17 protein-coding genes are annotated in these 18,874 nt (G+C 61.6%); 15 read left to right on the top strand and 2 right to left on the bottom strand.

Annotation, left to right across the window (positions count from 1 at the left end):
- From waaC to N8H74_RS07735, 15 genes are all read left to right on the top strand, one after another.
- Positions 1 to 1,062, top strand: a complete 1,062-nt coding sequence (gene waaC / locus N8H74_RS07805) for a lipopolysaccharide heptosyltransferase I (protein WP_217834673.1) — start codon at positions 1 to 3, stop codon at positions 1,060 to 1,062.
- Positions 1,062 to 2,183 (top strand): glycosyltransferase family 4 protein, encoded by a 1,122-nt coding sequence (locus N8H74_RS07800; protein ID WP_262146829.1) that lies wholly within the window; start codon positions 1,062 to 1,064, stop codon positions 2,181 to 2,183. Before waaC ends, N8H74_RS07800 begins: the two co-directional genes overlap by 1 nt.
- Complete coding sequence (rfaP, locus tag N8H74_RS07795; RefSeq protein WP_262146828.1) at positions 2,184 to 2,990, top strand: lipopolysaccharide core heptose(I) kinase RfaP; 807 nt, start codon at positions 2,184 to 2,186, stop codon at positions 2,988 to 2,990. It abuts the gene before it with no gap.
- Positions 2,990 to 3,724 carry a lipopolysaccharide kinase InaA family protein gene (locus tag N8H74_RS07790; protein ID WP_217834676.1) on the top strand — a complete coding sequence of 245 codons (735 nt, stop codon included), beginning with the start codon at positions 2,990 to 2,992 and terminating at the stop codon, positions 3,722 to 3,724. Before rfaP ends, N8H74_RS07790 begins: the two co-directional genes overlap by 1 nt.
- On the top strand, positions 3,721 to 4,473 hold the full coding sequence (locus N8H74_RS07785) for a lipopolysaccharide kinase InaA family protein (RefSeq protein WP_262146827.1): 753 nt from the start codon (positions 3,721 to 3,723) through the stop codon (positions 4,471 to 4,473). Before N8H74_RS07790 ends, N8H74_RS07785 begins: the two co-directional genes overlap by 4 nt.
- Positions 4,473 to 5,924 (top strand): lipopolysaccharide kinase InaA family protein, encoded by a 1,452-nt coding sequence (locus tag N8H74_RS07780; RefSeq protein WP_262146826.1) that lies wholly within the window; start codon positions 4,473 to 4,475, stop codon positions 5,922 to 5,924. Before N8H74_RS07785 ends, N8H74_RS07780 begins: the two co-directional genes overlap by 1 nt.
- Positions 5,925 to 6,129: 205 nt before the next feature.
- Positions 6,130 to 6,465, top strand: a complete 336-nt coding sequence (locus N8H74_RS07775; protein WP_262146825.1) for a YceK/YidQ family lipoprotein — start codon at positions 6,130 to 6,132, stop codon at positions 6,463 to 6,465.
- A gap of 30 nt (positions 6,466 to 6,495) precedes the next feature.
- A complete protein-coding gene (locus N8H74_RS07770; protein ID WP_262146824.1) occupies positions 6,496 to 7,287 on the top strand; it encodes a DUF3800 domain-containing protein in 792 nt (263 codons plus the stop codon).
- Positions 7,288 to 7,514: 227 nt separating this feature from the next.
- Entirely contained in the window at positions 7,515 to 9,272 is a 1,758-nt protein-coding gene (locus N8H74_RS07765; protein ID WP_217834680.1) for a carbamoyltransferase, read from the top strand.
- Entirely contained in the window at positions 9,256 to 10,386 is a 1,131-nt protein-coding gene (locus N8H74_RS07760) for a glycosyltransferase (protein WP_262146823.1), read from the top strand. The genes N8H74_RS07765 and N8H74_RS07760 overlap by 17 nt, the downstream gene beginning before the upstream one ends.
- The gene (locus tag N8H74_RS07755) at positions 10,386 to 11,282 is read left to right on the top strand and encodes an antimicrobial resistance protein Mig-14 (RefSeq protein WP_262146822.1); all 897 of its coding nucleotides are present in this window, start codon (positions 10,386 to 10,388) and stop codon (positions 11,280 to 11,282) included. The genes N8H74_RS07760 and N8H74_RS07755 overlap by 1 nt, the downstream gene beginning before the upstream one ends.
- Positions 11,283 to 11,290: 8 nt before the next feature.
- Positions 11,291 to 12,721 carry a PIG-L family deacetylase gene (locus tag N8H74_RS07750; protein WP_262146821.1) on the top strand — a complete coding sequence of 477 codons (1,431 nt, stop codon included), beginning with the start codon at positions 11,291 to 11,293 and terminating at the stop codon, positions 12,719 to 12,721.
- Positions 12,722 to 12,772: 51 nt separating this feature from the next.
- Positions 12,773 to 13,690, top strand: a complete 918-nt coding sequence (locus tag N8H74_RS07745; protein ID WP_217834684.1) for a DUF6625 family protein — start codon at positions 12,773 to 12,775, stop codon at positions 13,688 to 13,690.
- Positions 13,653 to 14,813 carry a glycosyltransferase family 4 protein gene (locus N8H74_RS07740; protein WP_262146820.1) on the top strand — a complete coding sequence of 387 codons (1,161 nt, stop codon included), beginning with the start codon at positions 13,653 to 13,655 and terminating at the stop codon, positions 14,811 to 14,813. Before N8H74_RS07745 ends, N8H74_RS07740 begins: the two co-directional genes overlap by 38 nt.
- The gene (locus N8H74_RS07735; protein WP_347710400.1) at positions 14,810 to 15,730 is read left to right on the top strand and encodes a glycosyltransferase; all 921 of its coding nucleotides are present in this window, start codon (positions 14,810 to 14,812) and stop codon (positions 15,728 to 15,730) included. Before N8H74_RS07740 ends, N8H74_RS07735 begins: the two co-directional genes overlap by 4 nt.
- An 18-nt stretch (positions 15,731 to 15,748) precedes the next feature.
- On the opposite strand, the gene N8H74_RS07730 is transcribed toward N8H74_RS07735, so the two are convergent.
- Positions 15,749 to 16,966: an acyltransferase gene (locus N8H74_RS07730; RefSeq protein WP_262146819.1), complete on the bottom strand. Its 1,218-nt coding sequence runs from the start codon at positions 16,964 to 16,966 to the stop codon at positions 15,749 to 15,751.
- On the bottom strand, positions 16,966 to 18,828 hold the full coding sequence (locus tag N8H74_RS07725; protein ID WP_262146818.1) for a bifunctional O-antigen ligase/aminoglycoside phosphotransferase family protein: 1,863 nt from the start codon (positions 18,826 to 18,828) through the stop codon (positions 16,966 to 16,968). Before N8H74_RS07725 ends, N8H74_RS07730 begins: the two co-directional genes overlap by 1 nt.
- Positions 18,829 to 18,874: the final 46 nt, after the last annotated feature.

Raw genomic sequence — 18,874 nt, 5'->3', positions numbered from 1 at the left:
TTGCGGGTATTGCTGATCAAGACTTCATCGCTGGGCGACGTGATTCACGCGTTGCCGGCGCTGACCGACGCGGCCCGGGCCATCCCCGGCATCAAGTTCGACTGGGTGGTGGAAGAAGGCTTCGCCGAAATCCCGACCTGGCACCCGGCCGTGGGCAAGGTGATTCCGGTGGCGATCCGCCGCTGGCGCAAGAACCTCTGGCAGACCATCAAGAGTGGCGAGTGGAAACGCTTCAAGCAAAGCGTGCGCGCAGCCAAATACGATCTGGTGATCGATGCCCAGGGCCTGCTGAAAAGCGCCTGGCTGACCCGTTACGTCAAGGCGCCGGTGGCCGGCCTCGACAAAGGCTCGGCCCGTGAGCCGATCGCCTCGCGTTTCTACGATCGCAAACTGGCGGTGGCCCGTGGGCAGCATGCTGTCGAGCGCGTGCGTCAGTTGTTCGCCATCGCCCTCGGTTACGATTTGCCCAAGGGGCTGGGCGATTACGGCCTCAACGTCGAGCGTCTGGTGGAGCTGCCGCGCAAGAACGCCTACGTGGTGTTCCTCCACGGCACCACCTGGGACACCAAACACTGGCCGGAAGCCTACTGGCGTGAGCTGACCGAGCGTGTCGGTTACCTCGGCGTGGGGGTGAAGCTGCCATGGGGCAACCCGCTGGAGAAGGCCCGCGCCGAGCGCATCGCCGCCGGTTTCAAGCACGCCGAAGTGCTGCCGAAACTGAACCTGGCCGGCGTCGGCAAGGTGCTGGCCGGCGCCCAGGCCTGCGTGGCGGTGGACACCGGTCTTGGCCATCTCGCCGCCGCGCTGGACGTGCCGACCCTGTCGCTGTTCGGGCCGACCAATCCGGGCCTGACCGGCGCCTACGGCAAAGTGCAGATTCACCTCGCCAGCGACTTCCCGTGTGCGCCGTGCCTGCAAAAGAAATGTACTTACCAACCGACCGCGCAGGATGCCAGTCAGTTTGACCTGAAACGCGAGTGGCCCCTGTGCTTCACGCGTCTGAACCCCGAGCGTGTCGCCAGCAGACTGAGCACGTTGTTGATGGCTGAGGAGCTGCGCTGATGCAATTGGCTTTTGTCCTGTACAAATATTTCCCGTTCGGTGGCTTGCAGCGCGATTTCATGCGCATCGCCCTCGAATGCCAGAAGCGCGGCCACCAGATCCGTGTCTACACCCTGATCTGGGAAGGCGACGTGCCGCCCGGTTTCGAAGTGTTGGTGGCGCCGGTCAAGGCGTTCTTCAACCATCGGCGCAACGAAAAACTCAGCGCGTGGATGGAAGCGGACCTGGCCAAGCGTCCGGTGGACCGGCTGATCGGCTTCAACAAGATGCCGGGCCTGGACGTCTATTACGCCGCCGACGGCTGCTTCGAAGACAAGGCGCAGAACCTGCGCAACTCGCTGTACCGGCGCTGGGGTCGCTACCGCCACTTCGCCGAATACGAGCGTGCGGTGTTCGCCAGGGACGCGAAGACCGAAGTGCTGATGATTTCCGAAGTGCAGCAGCCGCTGTTCATCAAGCATTACGACACGCCGCTGGAACGCTTCCATTTGCTGCCGCCGGGCATTGCCCAGGATCGTCGGCGTCCGGCGGATGCTGACGAGATTCGCGCCGGGTTCCGTGCTGAATTCAGCCTCAAGGACGATGAGTTGCTGCTGGTGCAGATCGGTTCCGGGTTCAAGACCAAGGGTGTCGATCGCAGCCTGAAAGCGCTGGCGGCGCTGCCGGCCGAACTGAAAAAACGCACCCGGCTGTTTGTAATCGGCCAGGATGACCCCAAATTGTTCCAGATGCAGAGCGCTACGCTCGGTCTCGGCGACAATGTCACGTTCCTCAAGGGGCGCAGCGATATCCCGCGCTTCCTGCTGGGTGCCGATCTGTTGATCCACCCGGCATACAACGAAAACACCGGCACGGTGTTGCTCGAAGCGCTGGTCGCCGGGCTGCCGGTGCTGGTCAGCGCGGTCTGTGGCTACGCCCACTACATTGCCGAGGCGGACGCCGGACGTGTGCTGGACGAGCCGTTCGACCAGGCGCAACTGACCCAGTACCTGACGGAAATGTTGACCGACGCCTCTGCACGCGCGGCCTGGAGCCGCAACGGTGTGGCCTTCGCCGAGACGGCCGACCTCTACAGCATGCCGCAGCACGCGGCCGATGTGATTCTGGCGGAGCACGCTTAAATGAAGTTGATGCTGGCTGAACCGTTCAAGAGCCTTTGGGCCGGACGCGACCCGTTCGCCGAAGTCGAGGGCTTGCAGGGCGAGGTGTATCGCGAGCTGGAAGCGCGCCGCACCCTGCGCACGGAAGTCGACGGCAATGGTTTTTTCGTCAAGATCCACCGGGGCATCGGCTGGGGCGAGATTTTCAAGAATCTGCTGACCGCCAAGCTGCCGGTGCTCGGCGCGGGCCAGGAATGGCAGGCCATTCAACGCTTGCAGGAAGTCGGCGTGCCGACCATGACCGCCGTCGCCTACGGTGAACGAGGCAGCAACCCGGCGGATCAGCATTCGTTCATCGTCACCGAAGAACTGGCTCCGACCATCAGCCTGGAAGACTTCAGCATCGACTGGGTCAGGCAGCCGCCCGAGCCAAAGCTCAAGCGTGCGCTGATCGCCGAAGTCGCGCGCATGACCGGCATGATGCACCGCGCCGGGGTCAACCACCGCGACTGCTATATCTGCCACTTCCTGCTGCACACCGACAAACCGGTCACGCCCGACGACTTCAAACTCTCGGTGATCGACCTGCACCGCGCCCAGACCCGCCCGGCCATCACCCGGCGCTGGCGCAACAAGGATCTGGCGGCACTGTATTTTTCCGCGTTGGACATCGGTCTGACCCGCCGCGACAAGCTGCGCTTTCTCAAGGGCTACTTCCAGCAGCCGCTGCGCCAGATCCTGGCTGAAGAAGCGCCGCTGCTGAACTGGCTCGAAGGCAAGGCCAACAAGCTCTATGAGCGCAAGCAACGTTATGGGGATGCGCTCTGATGGCGGGTTGGAATCTTGAACCCGAGTACAGCGACCTCGCCGCCGACTTCGGCAGCCTCGAGGCAGTCTTTGCCTTGCAGGGTGAGCGTCTGACGCGCGATCCGCTGTCCGAGGTCATCCGCGTGCAGCGCAACGGCGTCAACTATTACGTCAAGCGCTACTCCGGTGCCGGCAAGGGCCTGCGCCGTTATCTGGGCAAGCCTCGGGTAAAAATGGAGTGGCAGAACCTCAAGCGCTTCGCCAAGTGGGGCATCCCCACCGCCGAAGTGGTGGCCTGGGGTCTTGAACGGCGCGGGGCGGCGTATGCCCGTGGGGCGATGATTACCCGCGAGCTGCCGCGTACCGAAGACCTTTCGGCGCTGGCCGACCGCAAGGACCCGAAGCTCCAGGATCGTGCCTGGGTCGATGGCATCAGTCGGCAGTTGGCGGTTTACACCCGAACCATGCACGACCACCGCTTCACCCATAACGATCTGAAGTGGCGCAATCTGCTGATCGACGATCAGGCGCAACTGTTTCTGATCGACTGCCCGAACGGCGATTTCTGGCGCGGCTTCTGGCTCAAGTACCGGATCACCAAGGATCTGGCCTGTCTCGACAAGGTCGCCAAATATCACCTGTCGAACACCCAGCGCCTGCGCTTTTACCTGCAATACCGCCAGCGTGACCGGCTCAACCGCGCCGACAAGCAACGCATCCGGCATGTGGTGAGATTTTTCGAGGGACGCGAATGACTGATTTTCTCGCCGCTGAAGACCGTGCGCTGCTGGAGCGCCACGGTCTCGGCACTTTCGATGCGCTGTGGGCCAAGCAGCTCGACGCGGTGGACGAGCCGAACACCGACGGCGGCGGCTGGAGCAGCGTGTTCCGCCTGGAGCTGGAAGGGCGCGGCTATTACCTCAAGCGCCAGAGCAACTACCTGACCCGCACCTTGCACGCGCCGTTCGGCGAGCCGACGTTCGCCCGGGAGTTTCGCAACATCAGTCGCTACAGCAAGCTCGGCATTCCGGCGCTGCAAGCGGCGTTTTTCGGCGAGCGCAAGGTCAAGGGCGAAGTGCATGCGCTCCTGCTGACCCGCGCTCTGGATGGTTGGGATGACCTCGATTCGCTGTTGCAGCGCTGGTCGACCCTGAGCGCCGGACAGCATTCGGCGATTCTCCAGGCCTGTGGACAACTGGCCCGCCGCCTGCACGGCCTGCGTCAGGTTCACGGCTGCTTTTATCCCAAGCATATTTTTCTCCAGGCCGATGGCGACGCTTATCGCGCGCAACTGATCGACCTGGAAAAGACCCGGCCATTGCTGTTCGGTCAGCGCGACCGGGTCAAGGATCTGGAACCGCTGCTGCGGCGCGCCCCGGAGTGGAGCGAGGCACAGTTGCGCGAATTGCTCGCGGCCTACCTCGATCAGCCCGGCGACAGCTCGCTGGTCGATAGCTGGGTCACGCGTCTGACCGCGCGGCGCAGCCACAAGGAGACGCGCTGATGCAGTTGTCCGACCTGAAAAGCGCCGGGCGTACGCCGAGCCTGCCGCTGACGGTTTCCCTGGCTGACGCGGCCGGTCCTGCGGATCTGCAATTGCTGAGTCTGTTGCGGGTGTTGCCGGGGCAGCGTTATGTCGGTGCCGGTGTGTGGCGCGGGCGTCCGGTGCTGGCCAAGTTGTTGGTCGGCAGCAAAGCGGCACGGCATTTTCAGCGCGAACTGGAAGGCGTGAAGTTGCTCGCCGCCCAAGGCATGACCACACCGTTGCTGCTGGCCGATGGCCTGAAGGACGGCGAGGGCGGCTGGTTGTTGTTCGAATTTCTCGAAGGCGCCGAGAGCCTGGGCGATGCCTGGCAGCAGGTCGAGCCGCTGCCGGCGTTGGCGGACGAGCAGTCGGCGGTGCTGGCCGAAGCCCTCGGTGCGATCGGTCAGTTGCACGGCAAAGGCCTGTGGCAGGAAGACCTGCACCTGGACAATCTGCTGCGCCATGGCGGCCAGTTGTATTTGATCGACGGCGCCGGTATCTGCGTGGAAACCGCCGGCCAGCCGTTGTCCCGGCAAAAGGTCCTGGAAAACCTCGGGGTGTTTTTCGCCCAGTTGCCCAAGTCGCTGGAGCCGTTCACCGAAGAACTGCTGGTGTATTACCTGCTGAGCAACAGCGAGCACGCGTTGCCGCTGGAAGCCTTGCAGAAACAGATCGACAAGGTTCGCGCCTGGCGGCTGCGGGACTATCTGATCAAGGTCGGTCGCGAATGCACGCTGTTCAGCGTGGTGCGCGGTGCGTTCGGTCTGCGGGCGATTCGCCGCGAAGAGGAACCGGCCATGCTGCCGGTGCTGGAGCAGGCCGATGCCTTGCTCGATCAGGGCCATCTGTACAAGACCGGTGGTGCGGCCAGTGTCGGCAAGGTCGAGGTGGCCGGGCGTGCGCTGGTGATCAAGCGCTACAACATCAAGGGTTTTGCGCATTGGCTCAAACGCTTCTGGCGCCCGAGCCGCGCCTGGCATTCGTGGCGCGAAGGCAATCGCCTGGCATTCCTCGGCATCGCCACGCCGAAACCGCTGGCGGTGCTGGAAAAACGTTTTCTGTGGCTGCGCAGCCGGGCTTACCTGATTACCGAATATCTGGCGGGGCCGGACATCATCGAGCGCTTCGCTCCGTATGTTGAAAGCGGCGCGGCGCCGGAGTCGGAGTTGCAGGCGCTGGATCAACTGTTTGCGCGGTTGATCGCCGAGCGCATCAGCCATGGCGATTTCAAAGGGCACAACCTGTTCTGGCAGGAAGATCGCTGGGCGCTGATCGATCTCGACTCGATGTGCCAGCACGGCTCCCTGGGCAGTTTCGCCCCGGCCTATGCCAGGGATCGTGCGCGGTTCATGCGCAACTGGCCGCAGGGCAGTGCGTTGTATCAGGTAATCGATCAGCGGTTGCCCAAGGATATTTCCGGCGCAGCCTGAAACCTGTCGCGAACAAGCCCGCTCCCACACTGGATCTGTGGGAGCGGGCCTGCTCGCGAAAAGGCCCGTGAAACCGGCAAAAAACACCAAACGAGCAGCGGAGGACAAACTCCTCTGACTTGTCCTACAGCTTCTCCAGAAGCCATGAACTGCCCCGCCAGCAACCCCGATGCTAGTTTGCCCGGACGTACACGGAGGGCAAATCTTGACCATCAAAATGGCGCTGACCATCGGTTTTTTTTCATGGGCGCTCAGCGGCTGCGGCAGCACTGTCACGGTGTTGCAGGACGAAGCCGACGTCGCCCGCGATCTCAGAAAACTGAAAACCTACTGCCAGACCCTTCCCCGGGTCTACAGCGGCCTGGCCTACGATTTCTGCGCAATGAATGCCCCCCCGGACCCGACCGGCATCCTGCTGCCGTTCGTGCTGGTGGACCTGCCGCTGTCCGGGGTGCTGGATACGGTGGTGCTGCCGTATACGGTTTATCGGCAGGTCATGGAGGGGAATATCAGTATTTATTGGCGTGCGGGGCGTGGATGACAGTGCGATTCCCTTGATGACATTGGCACGATGAATCAGGCCGGGAAGTTCAGCGACTTCATTGTCTATGTTGATGAGAGCGGCGACCAGGGAATGCAAACGCTCGATGCCCACTACCCAATCTTCGTACTCGCTTTTTGTGCCTTCCATAAACGGCACTACTGCGAGCAGGTCATACCTGCGCTTCAAAAGTTCAAGTTTGACCATATGGGCCACGACCTGGTTGGTCTGCATGAGCTGGACATTCGAAAAGAGAAGGGGGCGCTCTCGGGCCTTTTCGCTTCAAGGCAGCACAAAACGGCTTTTCTTGATGAGTTGACGGACATTATCAATGCCAGCAACTTCATCTTGATCAGTTGCGTTATCGACAAAGCTTCACTACGTGAAAAACAAGGGTTTGCTCAAAACCCTTATCACTTGGCGCTCGGTTGTTGTCTGGAAACGCTTTATGAGTTCTTGCAGGAAAAGAATCAGCAAAGTGCATTAACTCATGTGATCTTCGAGCGTCGAGGGAAACGAGAGGATAACGAACTCGAGTTTGAGTTTCGTCAGATGTGCGAGGGCATGAATCGGTGGGGAATTCAGTTGCCGTTTGACATCATCTTTGCCACTAAACAGGTCAATTCCACGGGATTGCAATTCGCTGATCTTGTCGCCAGACCCATCGGGATGAGCGTATTGAGGCCGGGTCAGGAAAACCGCGCCTTTGACGTGCTAAAGCGCAAGTTCTATTGCAGTGGTGGGCGGAGTAGAGCGGGTGAGGGGGTTGAAAACTGGGGGCTGAAACTTTTCCCGTCTCCAGAAAGCGAAAAACCCCAGTGATACTCACTGAGGCTGCGACGCCGACCGGGATCCCCCAGCCCATTTGCGTCAAAGTCTACGTCTGGGCTCTTCCGCGTGTCAACGCAATGCCTTGCCAGTTCCGCTAGCGGCCTGCCGGCGCTTTTACGCTATAATCCCGCCCTTTAGCTGTCTCTCGCCCGGTGCGAGGGGCACATTACTTTTCGAGGCGCATCGCGCCTGCATGCAGACTAAAGAGGCTAGACCCTGTGGCATTGACGATTCTTGGCCTGTCCGGCGCCCTTAGCCATGACCCTTCAGCCGCCTTGTACATCGACGGCAAGCTGGTGGCGGCAGCTGAGGAAGAGCGCTTCGTACGCGATAAGCATGCAAAGAACCGCATGCCCTACGAATCGGCGAAGTTCTGCCTGGAGCAGGCCGGCATCAAGCCGTCCGACGTTGACGTGGTCGCGATTCCCTTCGCTCCGATCAGCATTTTCGGCAAGGCTCGCTGGCAGTACGCCAAGCGCTACTGGTACGCCCCGGACCGTGCACTCGACGCGATCCTGATGGGCAACCGTCGCTACAAGCGCTATCGCAACAAGATCGTCTGGTGCCTGGAGCAACTGGGCTTCGATCCGAAGAAAATCAAGATCGAGCCGGTTGAACACCACCTGGCCCACGCTTCCAGTGCCTACCACTGCTCGGGTTTCAAAGAGAAAACCGCAATCCTCGGCATCGACGGCAAGGGTGAGTACGCCACGACCTTCTTCGGTTATGGCGAAAACGGCAAGATCCACAAGCTCAAGGAGTTCTTCGATCCGGACTCCCTCGGCGGGCTGTATGGCGCGATCACCGAGTTTCTCGGTTTCGACATGCTGGACGGCGAGTTCAAGGTCATGGGCATGGCGCCGTATGGCGACGCCAGCAAATACGATTTCTCGCGTCTGGCCTCGTTCGAGAACGGCGAACTGGTGATCAACACCGACTACGCCAACGTCATCGGCCTGCGTCGCTATAAAGAGAAAGGCAAGGGTTACTACTTCTCGCCGAAGCTGATCGAGTGGCTGGGTCCGAAGCGCGAAGGCGACATCGCCGACGAGCCGTACATCCACTACGCCGCCAGCATTCAGGCGCTGTTTGAAAAAATTGCGCTGCAGATGATCGATTACTACCTGGGCGACGTGCTCAAGGAAACCGGCAAACTGGCCTACGCCGGTGGCTGTGCGCTGAACGTCAAGCTCAACCAGAAAATCATCGCCCGCGACGACGTCAAAGAGCTGTTCGTGCAACCTGCATCCGGCGATGCCGGCACTGCGGTCGGTGCCGCCGCTTATGTGTCCAACGCCCGTGGCGTGCCGGTCGAGAAGATGGAACACGTCTACCTCGGCCCGTCGTACAGCAACGAAGACGTGATCGCCGCGTGCGCCCGTCACGAGAACAAGCCGACCTGGCGCAAACTCGACAACATGCCGGAGCAGATCGCCAAGATCATGGTCGACGGCAACCCGGTGGCCTGGTTCCAGGGCCGCATGGAGTTCGGTCCGCGTGCACTGGGCGGTCGTTCGATCATCGGCTGCCCGAGCGTGGCCGGTGTGGCCGACCGTATCAACCACCAGATCAAGTTCCGCGAGCGCTGGAGGCCTTTCTGCCCGTCGATGCTCGACACCGTTGCACCGCAGATGATCAAGATCGATCACCCGGCGCCGTTCATGACCTTCACCTTCGAAGTTGCGGAAGAGTGGAAAACCCGCGTGCCGGAAGTCGTCCACGAAGACGGCACCTCCCGTGCCCAGGTGCTCAAGCGCGAATACAACCCGCGCTACTACGACATGATGAAGGCCCTGGAAAACCTGACCGGCAACGGCGTTTCCCTGAACACTTCGCTCAACCGTCGTGGTGAACCGATGATCTGCTCGCCGACCGATGCCCTGAACATGTTCTTCGGCTCCGATCTGCAATACCTGATCATGGAAGACATCCTGGTGGTCAAAGAGGGCGCAGACGCTTATGACACGCTCGGCTGAACGCCATGTGCTGCAGTTCTGCCACGGCTATGACGGGCCGTTTCTGGACTGCGCGCGGCAGTACGCCAGCCTGTTCGCGGGCACCGGTTATCGGGTGACCACGGTCTTTCTGACCGGGGCCGCCGATAGCGAGGTGGCCGCCGCCTGCGCCTCCGACGAAGTGTTGTTCATGGAGTACAGCTCCAAGGCCATTCGTGGCCTGAAGCTGGGCGCCATCGGCGATCTGCGCAAGATCGCCGCTTCGCGCAATTTCAGTTTCTGCATCGCCCATCGCTTCAAGCCGATCTATATCGCCTTGCTCGGCACGTCGCTGCCGGTGATTGGCGTGCATCACGCGTTTGACGATTACAAACGCGGCTCGCGCAAACTGTTCGCACAGATTTTCCGCAAGCGCCTGAGCCTGCTCGGCGTGTCCGACGCGGTGCGCGACGACATGCGCCGTTGCCTGCCGAAATGGCCGGCGGCGCGGATCCAGACGCTTTATAACCGCATCGACGTGCCAGCCTTGCAAGCCAGCCAGGTGTCCGCCCGGGAGGCCCGGGAAATCCTCGGTCTGGCGCCGGACGCGTGGATTGTCGGCAACGTCGGCCGTCTGCACCCGGACAAGGATCAGGCCACCCTGCTGCACGGTTTTGCCAAGGCGTTGCCGGGGTTGCCGGGCAACAGTCAGTTGGTGATTCTCGGCAAGGGCCGTCTGGAACAGGACCTCAAGGAACTGGCCCGGGAACTGGGCGTCGGCGACCGGGTGCTGTTTCTCGGCCAGGTGCCGGACGCGCGCAATTACTTCCGCGCCTTCGATGTGTTCGCCCTGAGCTCCGATCACGAACCGTTCGGCATGGTGCTGCTGGAGGCCATGGCGGCCGGCGTGCCGTTGCTGGCCACCGCCTGTGGCGGGGCGAAGGAAGTGGTCGAAGGCGTGGGTATTCTGTTCCCGCTCGGCGATGCCGAACACCTGGCCCAGGGCCTGCACCATCTGGCCGGCATGGACGAGCAACAGCGGCGCCAATGCGCGGAACTGATGCTCGACCGTCTGCGCGAGCGCTTCTCCGACCGCGCGGTGCGTGACACCTTCTGGCGTTTGCCGCAAGTCATCGATCTGGCACCGAGGGGCTGATGCTCAACCGATTTCAAGGCTGGCGCGAACGTGGCTGGTCGCCCGTCGACGCCTCAACTTATGCACAGGCCTGGCAGCGTTTCGGCGGCAGCGTCGCGACCCATCCCATGGTGGTCGAGCGTCTGGCGGATCTGGCCGGCATCCCGGTACGTTATCTGGCCTGGGAGCAGCAGGGCGAAGTCAAAGCCGCAATCCCCACCTGGGGGCGTGATCTGGCATTGTCCAAGGACGTGCTCAAGCGCAGTGGCAAGAAAGGCCTGTTCGACCTCGGCAACGCCGAGCTGATCCTGCCCGCCGCCGTTGACGCCCAGGCTGCGCTGCGGCATCGCGGGCGTTACCTGTCGGCGCTCAACGAAAACCGCTTCAGCGGTCTCAAGTTGCAGACCGAACAACTGGCCATGGCCCGTACCCCCGAAGAACTGTCGAAAAAATTTCGCTACAACCAGCGCCGCGAGCTGCGTCTGCTGGAAGAGGCGGGCGGGGTGGTGCGTCCGGTCGGCGAGTTCTCCAGCACGGAACTGGCGGCGATCTACTGCGATCTGTTCCAGCGCCGCTGGGGTTTCCCCGCCACCGGCGCGGCACGGATGGCCGAGGTCATTGAGCTGTTGCGCGAGCTGTTGATCGGTTCGGTGATCTTCCTCAACGATGCACCGATCGCGATCCAGCTGGTGTACCGCGTCGAAGCGCCGCAGTGGATCAGCGTCGAGTACATCAACGGTGGCGTCGATCCTGAAACCCGCGAATTCAGTCCCGGCAGCGTGCTCAGCTTCCTCAATACGCAAAGTGCCTGGGAACACGCGCGGGCGCTGGATAAGCCGCTGCGTTTTTCCTTCGGTCGCGCCGACCGTGAATACAAGGATCGCTGGTGCAATCCTGTGCCGGTCTTCACCGTATGAGTCAGCCCATGAGCCGCAAACAGCAATTGCTCAAGCGTCACCGGCGCAACAAACGAATCGGCCTGCTGATCGCGCTGGCCGTGCTGATCGCTCTTGGCGTGCTGGTGGCCTGGTGGCTGCCGCTGGTGCTGGCGGTCGTCGGCTGGGTCGCCCATGAGGCGTGGTTCGCCGATCACCTGTTCTACTCGCCCAAAGACGATTACCAATACAGTTTTCCGCCGTTCACGCCGCAGCCGAAGGTGCATCTGAACGGCGGACATCTGCGCCTGGACGAAGGCGTGATGCTGGTGGACGACGCGACGCTGATCCTCGCCGTGCGGGTCAAAAGTACCTGGCTTGGGCGTTTCTTCGATCCTCGGGTCGAGTTGGCCGGCGGCACGAATCCCGACGCGCAGACCTTCGAACGCGGCGTCAACGGCCTGCGCTACCTCAACCTCAGCGGACAGGCGCAAACCCTGTCCCAGGGCCAGTTGCACCTGCGCGGGCGTTTCTGCCGGGTCTCCGGCGAGCCGCTGCTATGGGCGCTGGAGCAGCCAGACTACCGTCGTCAGCGGGTGATGGTCATCGCTCCCCACGCCGACGATGCGGAACTGGCCGCCTACGGTTTGTACAGTCAGGCCGACGAGGCGTGGATCGTCACCCTGACCGCCGGCGAGATCGAAGCCGAACACTATCAGCAGATGGGCATGAACAAGGTCGAGGCGGCGCGGCTCAAGGGGCGTCTGCGTGCCTGGGACAGTCTCACCGTGCCGCGCTGGGCCGGAGTCGCGCAGGAACGCTGCGTGCAGCTGGGTTATTTCTGCCTGCAACTGGCGGCCATGCAGGCTGCACCGAATCAGGCGGTGGCCTCGCGGGAAGCCGATCTGAGCGACACCCGGCTGTTTCGTCAGTTGAATCCGTTCACGCTGCCTGGCGATGCCGATGGCGCGCCGACCTGGAACAATCTGTTGGCCGACCTGCGCGAGGTGCTGTTACGGGCGCGCCCGGACGTCATCGTGCTGCCGCATCCGACGCTTGATCCACATCCCGACCATCTCTGTGCCCAGCAAGCGGTGCTGGAAGCCTTGAACGGCCTCGACTGGCAGCCGACCCTGCTCGGCTACGCCAACCACCTGCACGATAACGACCGCTGGCCGATGGGCAACTCGGGGCAGGGCATTGCGCTGCCGCCCGCGTTCGATTCGGGCGTACCGATGCAGCCGTGCTGTCTGCCCTTGTCCGTCGAGCAGCAGCGCGACAAGGCCATGGCCCTGGGCATGATGCATGATCTGCAACCCCCGGCGCCGTTCAAGCGACGTCTGCGGCGATTGATCCAGAGAGTGCTCGTCAGTAGAGTGCCATCGGTCTACGGTGAGAACGAATTCTTCCGCAAAGCGGTCAGGCGCCAGGAGTTGTTCTGGCTTCTGAAGCATGGTGAAACATCTGTGAAGCAGAATTGAAGTCATTCGCGGCCTAGCATGGCGCCATGTTCGATAACCGAGTGAATTTCTGTGATCAATCCACGTCCACGGATTCTGTTTCTGATTCCGTATTTTGGCCAATGGCCGTTCTGGATGCCTTTTTTCCTGGAGAGTTGCCGGCGCAACGCGGACATCGACTGGCTGCTGTTCAGTGACTGCGGTACACCGGCGGATCTGCCGCCCAATGTCACGGTCGAGGCCATGACGTTTTGCGATTACTGTGCGCTGGTGTCGCAACGATTGCAGATCGACTTTGCGCCGAAGGCGGCATACAAGCTCTGCGATATCAAGCCGGCCCTTGGGCACATCCACGCCGATCGCCTGCAAGGCTACGATTTCTGGGCGTTCGGCGATATTGACCTGGTGTACGGTGACCTGCGAAGTTACTTCACCCCGGATCGCCTGGCAGGCTACGACCTGTTTTCGACGCACGAGCGTCGGGTCGCCGGCCATCTGTGCCTGATGCGCAATACCGCGCGCAAGCGCGAGCTGTTCATGCAGATGAAGGACTGGCGGTTGCGGTTTACCGATCAGGCGCACCATGCGCTGGATGAGGGTGCGTTCAGCCGCATCTTCATGTGGCGCAAGAATTTTCCCGAGCCGCTGTTCACCCTGGTGGGCAAGCTCAACCCGTGGCGCCGCCGCAGCGAATTCACCGAGGCTTTCAGTACGCCGGGTGGCTGCATCAAGTGGCACGACGGCACGAACGATTTTCCGCGCCAGTGGTTTTGGCGCGATGGCAATTTGAGCAATGATCGCGATGGCGATCGCCGGTTTCCGTATTTCCATTTCGTTTGCTGGAAACGCAACGAATGGTCTCGGTTGCCTCAACCCGATCCGGCTGAGATCAGGCGCATTGCCGCCGGTCCGGGGTGGATCATCGATGCAACGGGTTTCCACGGGGAGTCATATGAGTCAACGGTCAAAGGTTCTGCAACTGCAGCCTGACTACAACATCAAAGCCCATGATTTTGCCGACCTCTCCGAGCAGATCGTCAAGGCGCTGCCGGCGGATCGCTATGAGGTGACCGCAGCGTTTCTGCGCGGCAAACCCGGGCCGGGCGAACCTGTGAGCCGGTCCGATCGTTCGGTGTATTTCGAGTTTTCCGACAAGTCCCTCAAAGGCATGCGCCTGCGTGCCATGTGGCAGCTCTACAAGTTCTGCCGCCGGGAAAAGTTCGATGTGGTGATCTGCAATCGCTTCAAACCGGTGAACATGATGCTGGCGCTCAACCGCTGGCTGAAGGTGCCACTGTGCATCGGGATTTCCCACGGCTTCGGCGAGTACGACCGGTTTTACCGGCGTCGCCAGACCCAGCGCCTGATCGATCGGCACTGGCGTTTTGTCGGGGTCTCGCCGGCCGTCAAGCAGTACCTGCTGGATTGCGACTGCGGTTTCACCGACGCCAACACCTGGGCGATCACCAACGCCATCGACATCGAGCAGGCCGAGGGTTTGCAGCACAGTCGCGAGCGCGCCCGGGAAATGCTCGGCATCGACCCGAACGTGCGCCTGATCGGCGCACTGGGGCGGCTGGTGTCGGTCAAGGGCCATACCTATCTGTTGCAGGCGTTTGCCGCGCTGAAGGACAAGTATCCGAACACGCAATTGGCGATCATCGGCGCCGGGCGTCTGGAGTCGTCGCTGGCGGCCGAGATCGAGCAATTGGGCCTGACCGGCCGTGCGCACCTGTTGGGTTTCAAGGAAAACGCCCTGCAATATGTGCGTGCGTTCGATATCTGGACCATGCCTTCGCTGGCCGAAGGGCTGGGCCTGGCGTTGCTCGAAGGCATGAGCGGGCACTTGCCGGTCATCGCGTCCAACGTACCGGCAATGCTGCCGTTGATCGAAGGTGCCGGTGGACTGACCATCACGCCGAAGGACGTTCCGAGCCTGGTCGCGGCGCTCGACACCTACCTGGCGCTGTCCGATGACGAGCTCAGGGCCAAGGGCGAGCAGGCGTACCGGTATCTCCAGGAACACCACGACATCGAGGTATTCCGTCAGGAGTACTTCAACCTGATCGACTCTGGCCTGGAACTGGCCCGCAAGGAGCAGCAACAGCCGTGAGCGAAGAAAACAACGTGACCGAAGAAACATCCCGGAGCGGTGCGCAGCCGATCGTCACCGTCATCATTGCGTCGTACAACCACGGCCCGTACATCGAAGAAAGCATTCTCAGCGTCATCAACCAGAGCTACCAGAACATCGAGCTGCTGGTGGTCGATGACGGTTCGAAGGACGACAGCGTCGCGCGCATCAACGCCTTGCAGGCGCAGCACGGTTTTGATTTTCGTGTGCAGCAGAACCAGGGCCTGACCAGCACGCTCAACGGGGCGATCACCCGAGCCAAGGGTAGCCTGATCGTGCCGTTCGGCTCCGACGACATCATGTTGCCGGAGCGTATCGCCACGCAGGTCGCCTACATGGACGGCAAGCCGGAAGTCGGCATCTGCGCCGGCAACATCGAGCTGATGGACGCCGAGGGCAAGCCGTATCCGGAAAAGCGCCAGCGCCGTGATGTGCCGTTCCGCCGTCTGGATTTCGAGGACATGTTGCTGGAGCGCAAGCCGTATCCGCCAGCGCCGACCCTGATGATCCGCCGCGAGGCACTGGACAAGGTCGGCGGGTTCGATCCGCAGATTCGCCTGGAAGACCTGGCGATCGAGCTGAAGGTCACCCATGCGGGTTACTTCATCGACGGTCTGAACGTGCTGATGGCGCGCTATCGCAAGCACGCCACCAACTCCTACAAGAACCACCGGTTCATGATCGACAACATCCTGCGCACCTACGCGTTGTTCAGCGATCATCCGCTGTACGACGAGGTGCGCTACAAGGCGCTCAACTCGATGTTCCTGAAGACCGCCAACCGCGATCGCAAGCTGGCGCGCGAGCTGCTGGCGCAGATTCCGTTCAAGGCGTGGAACAAGAAGACCTGGCGTGGATTGGGCCGTCTGCTGTTTTCGCCGCTGGAAAAAGACTGAGGTGCGGGTCGCTCGCGGTCAGCGAGCGACCTTTTCCGCCACAGGCCTGTTGTCCTTCTGGCGCAGGCGCAGCCATTGCACGATTCTCTTGCCCGCGTTCATGCCCGGCTGCTCGATGTACAGGAAGGTGGCGCTGCTGACCAGAATCAGCAGGCAGGTGCATACCGCCATCAACGGCAGGTAGACCCAGGTTTCCCGGGCATCCAGATGCAGCGCCAGCGGCAAGCGCTGGACCATCAGCCAGAGCACGAAGCCGTGCAGCAGATACGTGCTGTAGCTGATCTCGCCGAGCCAGCGAATGCTGCGCGGTTTCAGCGCGCCGAACAGCGTGTTGCCGGATGCCACGATCACGAAAAACAGTGACAGCAGAAACAGCGGCGTCGTCTTGAATGCCCGGTTGAATGCCGTGAAGGCAACGACCAGGGCCACGATGGCGATTACGCTCGCCAGCCGTGTCCGGCCCCACGCCACCAGTTGTGGCCGGCGAACCCAGTACGCTGCTGCAATCCCGCCGAGAAAACTGGCAATGAAGTGCTTCTTCAGCGAATGCTCCCAGCCGACCAGTTGATACAGCGCATAGATCCCGATCAGGCACAGCAGAATCTGCCGCCAGTTGCTGCGGAAGATGAACGCCGTCGCGGCCAGGGGCAGTGCCAGATAGAAAAACACTTCGTAGGCCAGCGTCCAGGTGACGTTGGAGATCAGCATGCCGGTCTGCGGGTATTGATTGATGTCTGGCCGGTCAAAGCTCAGCCAGGCCAGAATCTGTTTCAACAGCTGGATGCCCGGTTCCTTCAGCTCCCAGCCTTGCAAATGGAACACTGTCGCGAAGACGACCAGCATCAGCGGCAGATACAACGGATACAGGCGGAACACCCGCGACACGCCGAACGCCAGCCAGTCGTGCTGTCGGCCCTGGGCCAGCAGACGGCCCCAGAACAGAAAACCGGTGATCATGAAGAACAGGGCCACGCTGCCCTGGCCGAGCATCGAGTAGAAGTTGCTCGGCGGAAACTCGAACACACCGGTGCGCAAAAAGATCCAGGTGATGATCGAGTGGTGTACGAACACACCGAACGCCAGGTAGCCGCGCAGTCCATCGATGCTGGCATAGCGGCTTTCGCCGGAATGCTGCAGGTGACGGGCGATCTTCGGCACGGCACGCAGCAACAGTGCGGCGGATACGATGGCCAGTGAATAAGCGCCCAGCGCAATCAGGGGATTGGTTACGTTCATCATTGAACCTGCGCCGGTGTATTGGCGGCCAGCACTTGCCTGTGCAGATTGTCCACGGCGGATTTCGACGCGGTGACGGCGTACCCCTGGAGCAGGGCGTCAAGGTGTTCTTCGAACAGCCAGCGCTTGTCCACGGTGTAGCGTTGCATGTGGCGCAGATTACGCTGACGCAACGCGAGGCTGAGGGGCGACGGGTAGACCCGCAGGTCGGCCAGATCGATCAGCCCGAATTCGCCATCTTCCAGCACCAGTACATTGCCCAGATGGAGCGAGCGGAAATACACCCCCTGTTCATGCAGCTGGGCCATGAATTTGCCGAAACGCTCGACCAGCGCCTGGCGCACTGCCGGCGCGGTGATGCCCTGCAGCACCTGACGCAAGGTGTGGCCCGGCAGTGGCGCGTAATGCACCGCGCTGCTGCCATCGCTCAGTCGATACAGGTTGAGTACTTGCGGGGTGGGGATGCCCATCTGGCGCAATTGCTCGCTGTTGACGGCGAAACGCTCGGAATACGGATTGAAACTGCCCGAGGTATACCAGCGGCGAGGTCGGAACAGCTTGAGGAAGCTGCCATCGGACAGGCGCAGGACTTTCGGACCGAGGCCGTCTTCTTCGATGACCTGGGCGTCGCTGCTCAGTTGCTGCAAACCGGCCACCGACAGAGGTTGCACCGGCAGGGTCAGCAGGCGCCGGGCTCGCTGGTTGATGCTCAAGGCCGCGATCAGCGCCAGAGGAATCCACAACAGGAACCAGTGCTCCTTGGGTCGCGAAATGATTCCGCCACCTTCGGTCAGCCCGGCGCCGATGCCGAACACCAGCCAGGTCGAGGCGACGATCAGCAGCGGTTGCACACGCTGGCGCCAACTGCTCGACAGCGCCCATGCCTGAAAGAACAGCCAGGGAATCAGGCCGAGGATGCCCACGTAATAGAGCACGCCGAGGGCAAAGCTGTGCGGTTCCTGGAAGTTGTAACCGACCCCCGGATCGATCGCCAGGCTGGCGCTGTAGCCATGACCGAGCCAGGGGTGGTCGGCGATCTTGTGCAGGACCATTTGCCAGATTTCCAGGCGGTACGAGTCGCCGCGCTCGAAAATCATCTGTGCGAACAGCACGAAAACCGTAAGGCCACTCACGGCCATTGCCGTCAGAAGTGCAATCGAGCGGCGATTCCAGCAGATGAAGCTCAGCCACAAGGCTGCCATGGTGAGGGCCACCAGCGGAGTTCGGGAGCCGGTGCCGATGACCGCCATGAACATGATCGCCATCGCCGGCACGCTCAGCCACATCATTCGCTGGCGCTTGCAGGTCATGGTCACGCTCAGCCAGTAGGCGCAGAAAAAACCGAACAGGTGCGAGCTGAGCAGCGGGTTGTCGAAGGCACCGCCACCGATCAGGCGCATGCCCGGTTCATAGACCCGGGCGAACATGAACAGGTAGCAAGTCGTGGCAATCAGCGCCACCAGGGCGGCGAGAAACAGCAGGGGTTGCAGGATGTCACTGCGATAACGCACCAGCAGATAGCAGCCGGCAAACAGCAGCAGGGTATGCAGCGGCGGTTTGAACATCCCGCCGACCGGTTCGTCATGCGGCCCCCAGCACAGGCTTAGCAACGCCCAGACGACAAACAGCAGGATCGCGATGAAAATCGGCTCGCGCAGCAACTCCTTGAGTTCGCGCGGGCGCAGGCAGAGGGCGATCAGCGTCGGAATACTGAACAAGCCATAAAACAGTTTGTGATGAAGGCTGCGGCCCGGCAGAAAAAACAGCGCGCACAAGAGCAAGAAATAGCCGGTGGGTAGAATCCACAGGCTGATGAAATCGAAAACTCGATTGGACGTACTGCTGAAGCTGCGAAGTTGCATGCTGTGAGATTCAATCCTGAAGTTGATCGACCATTCGGATGATGGC

The sequence above is a fragment of the Pseudomonas sp. B2M1-30 genome (assembly GCF_025447575.1).
Lineage (GTDB): Bacteria > Pseudomonadota > Gammaproteobacteria > Pseudomonadales > Pseudomonadaceae > Aquipseudomonas > Aquipseudomonas botevensis.
The sequence above is the reverse complement of the archived record's forward strand: the minus strand, read 5'-3'. Positions and strand labels throughout refer to the sequence as shown.

Bases quoted from the DNA above. Each gene is read 5' to 3' on its own strand.
- N8H74_RS07800 (WP_262146829.1), top strand. From the start codon at position 1,062: ATGCAATTGGCTTTTGTCCTGTACAAATATTTCCCGTTCGGTGGCTTG.
- N8H74_RS07755 (WP_262146822.1), top strand. From the start codon at position 10,386: ATGCTCAACCGATTTCAAGGCTGGCGCGAACGTGGCTGGTCGCCCGTC.
- N8H74_RS07740 (WP_262146820.1), top strand. From the start codon at position 13,653: ATGAGTCAACGGTCAAAGGTTCTGCAACTGCAGCCTGACTACAACATC.
- N8H74_RS07780 (WP_262146826.1), top strand. From the start codon at position 4,473: ATGCAGTTGTCCGACCTGAAAAGCGCCGGGCGTACGCCGAGCCTGCCG.
- N8H74_RS07760 (WP_262146823.1), top strand. From the start codon at position 9,256: ATGACACGCTCGGCTGAACGCCATGTGCTGCAGTTCTGCCACGGCTAT.
- N8H74_RS07785 (WP_262146827.1), top strand. From the start codon at position 3,721: ATGACTGATTTTCTCGCCGCTGAAGACCGTGCGCTGCTGGAGCGCCAC.
- N8H74_RS07790 (WP_217834676.1), top strand. From the start codon at position 2,990: ATGGCGGGTTGGAATCTTGAACCCGAGTACAGCGACCTCGCCGCCGAC.
- rfaP (WP_262146828.1), top strand. From the start codon at position 2,184: ATGAAGTTGATGCTGGCTGAACCGTTCAAGAGCCTTTGGGCCGGACGC.
- N8H74_RS07730 (WP_262146819.1), bottom strand. From the start codon at position 16,966: ATGAACGTAACCAATCCCCTGATTGCGCTGGGCGCTTATTCACTGGCC.
- N8H74_RS07750 (WP_262146821.1), top strand. From the start codon at position 11,291: ATGAGCCGCAAACAGCAATTGCTCAAGCGTCACCGGCGCAACAAACGA.
- N8H74_RS07725 (WP_262146818.1), bottom strand. From the start codon at position 18,828: ATGCAACTTCGCAGCTTCAGCAGTACGTCCAATCGAGTTTTCGATTTC.
- N8H74_RS07770 (WP_262146824.1), top strand. From the start codon at position 6,496: ATGAATCAGGCCGGGAAGTTCAGCGACTTCATTGTCTATGTTGATGAG.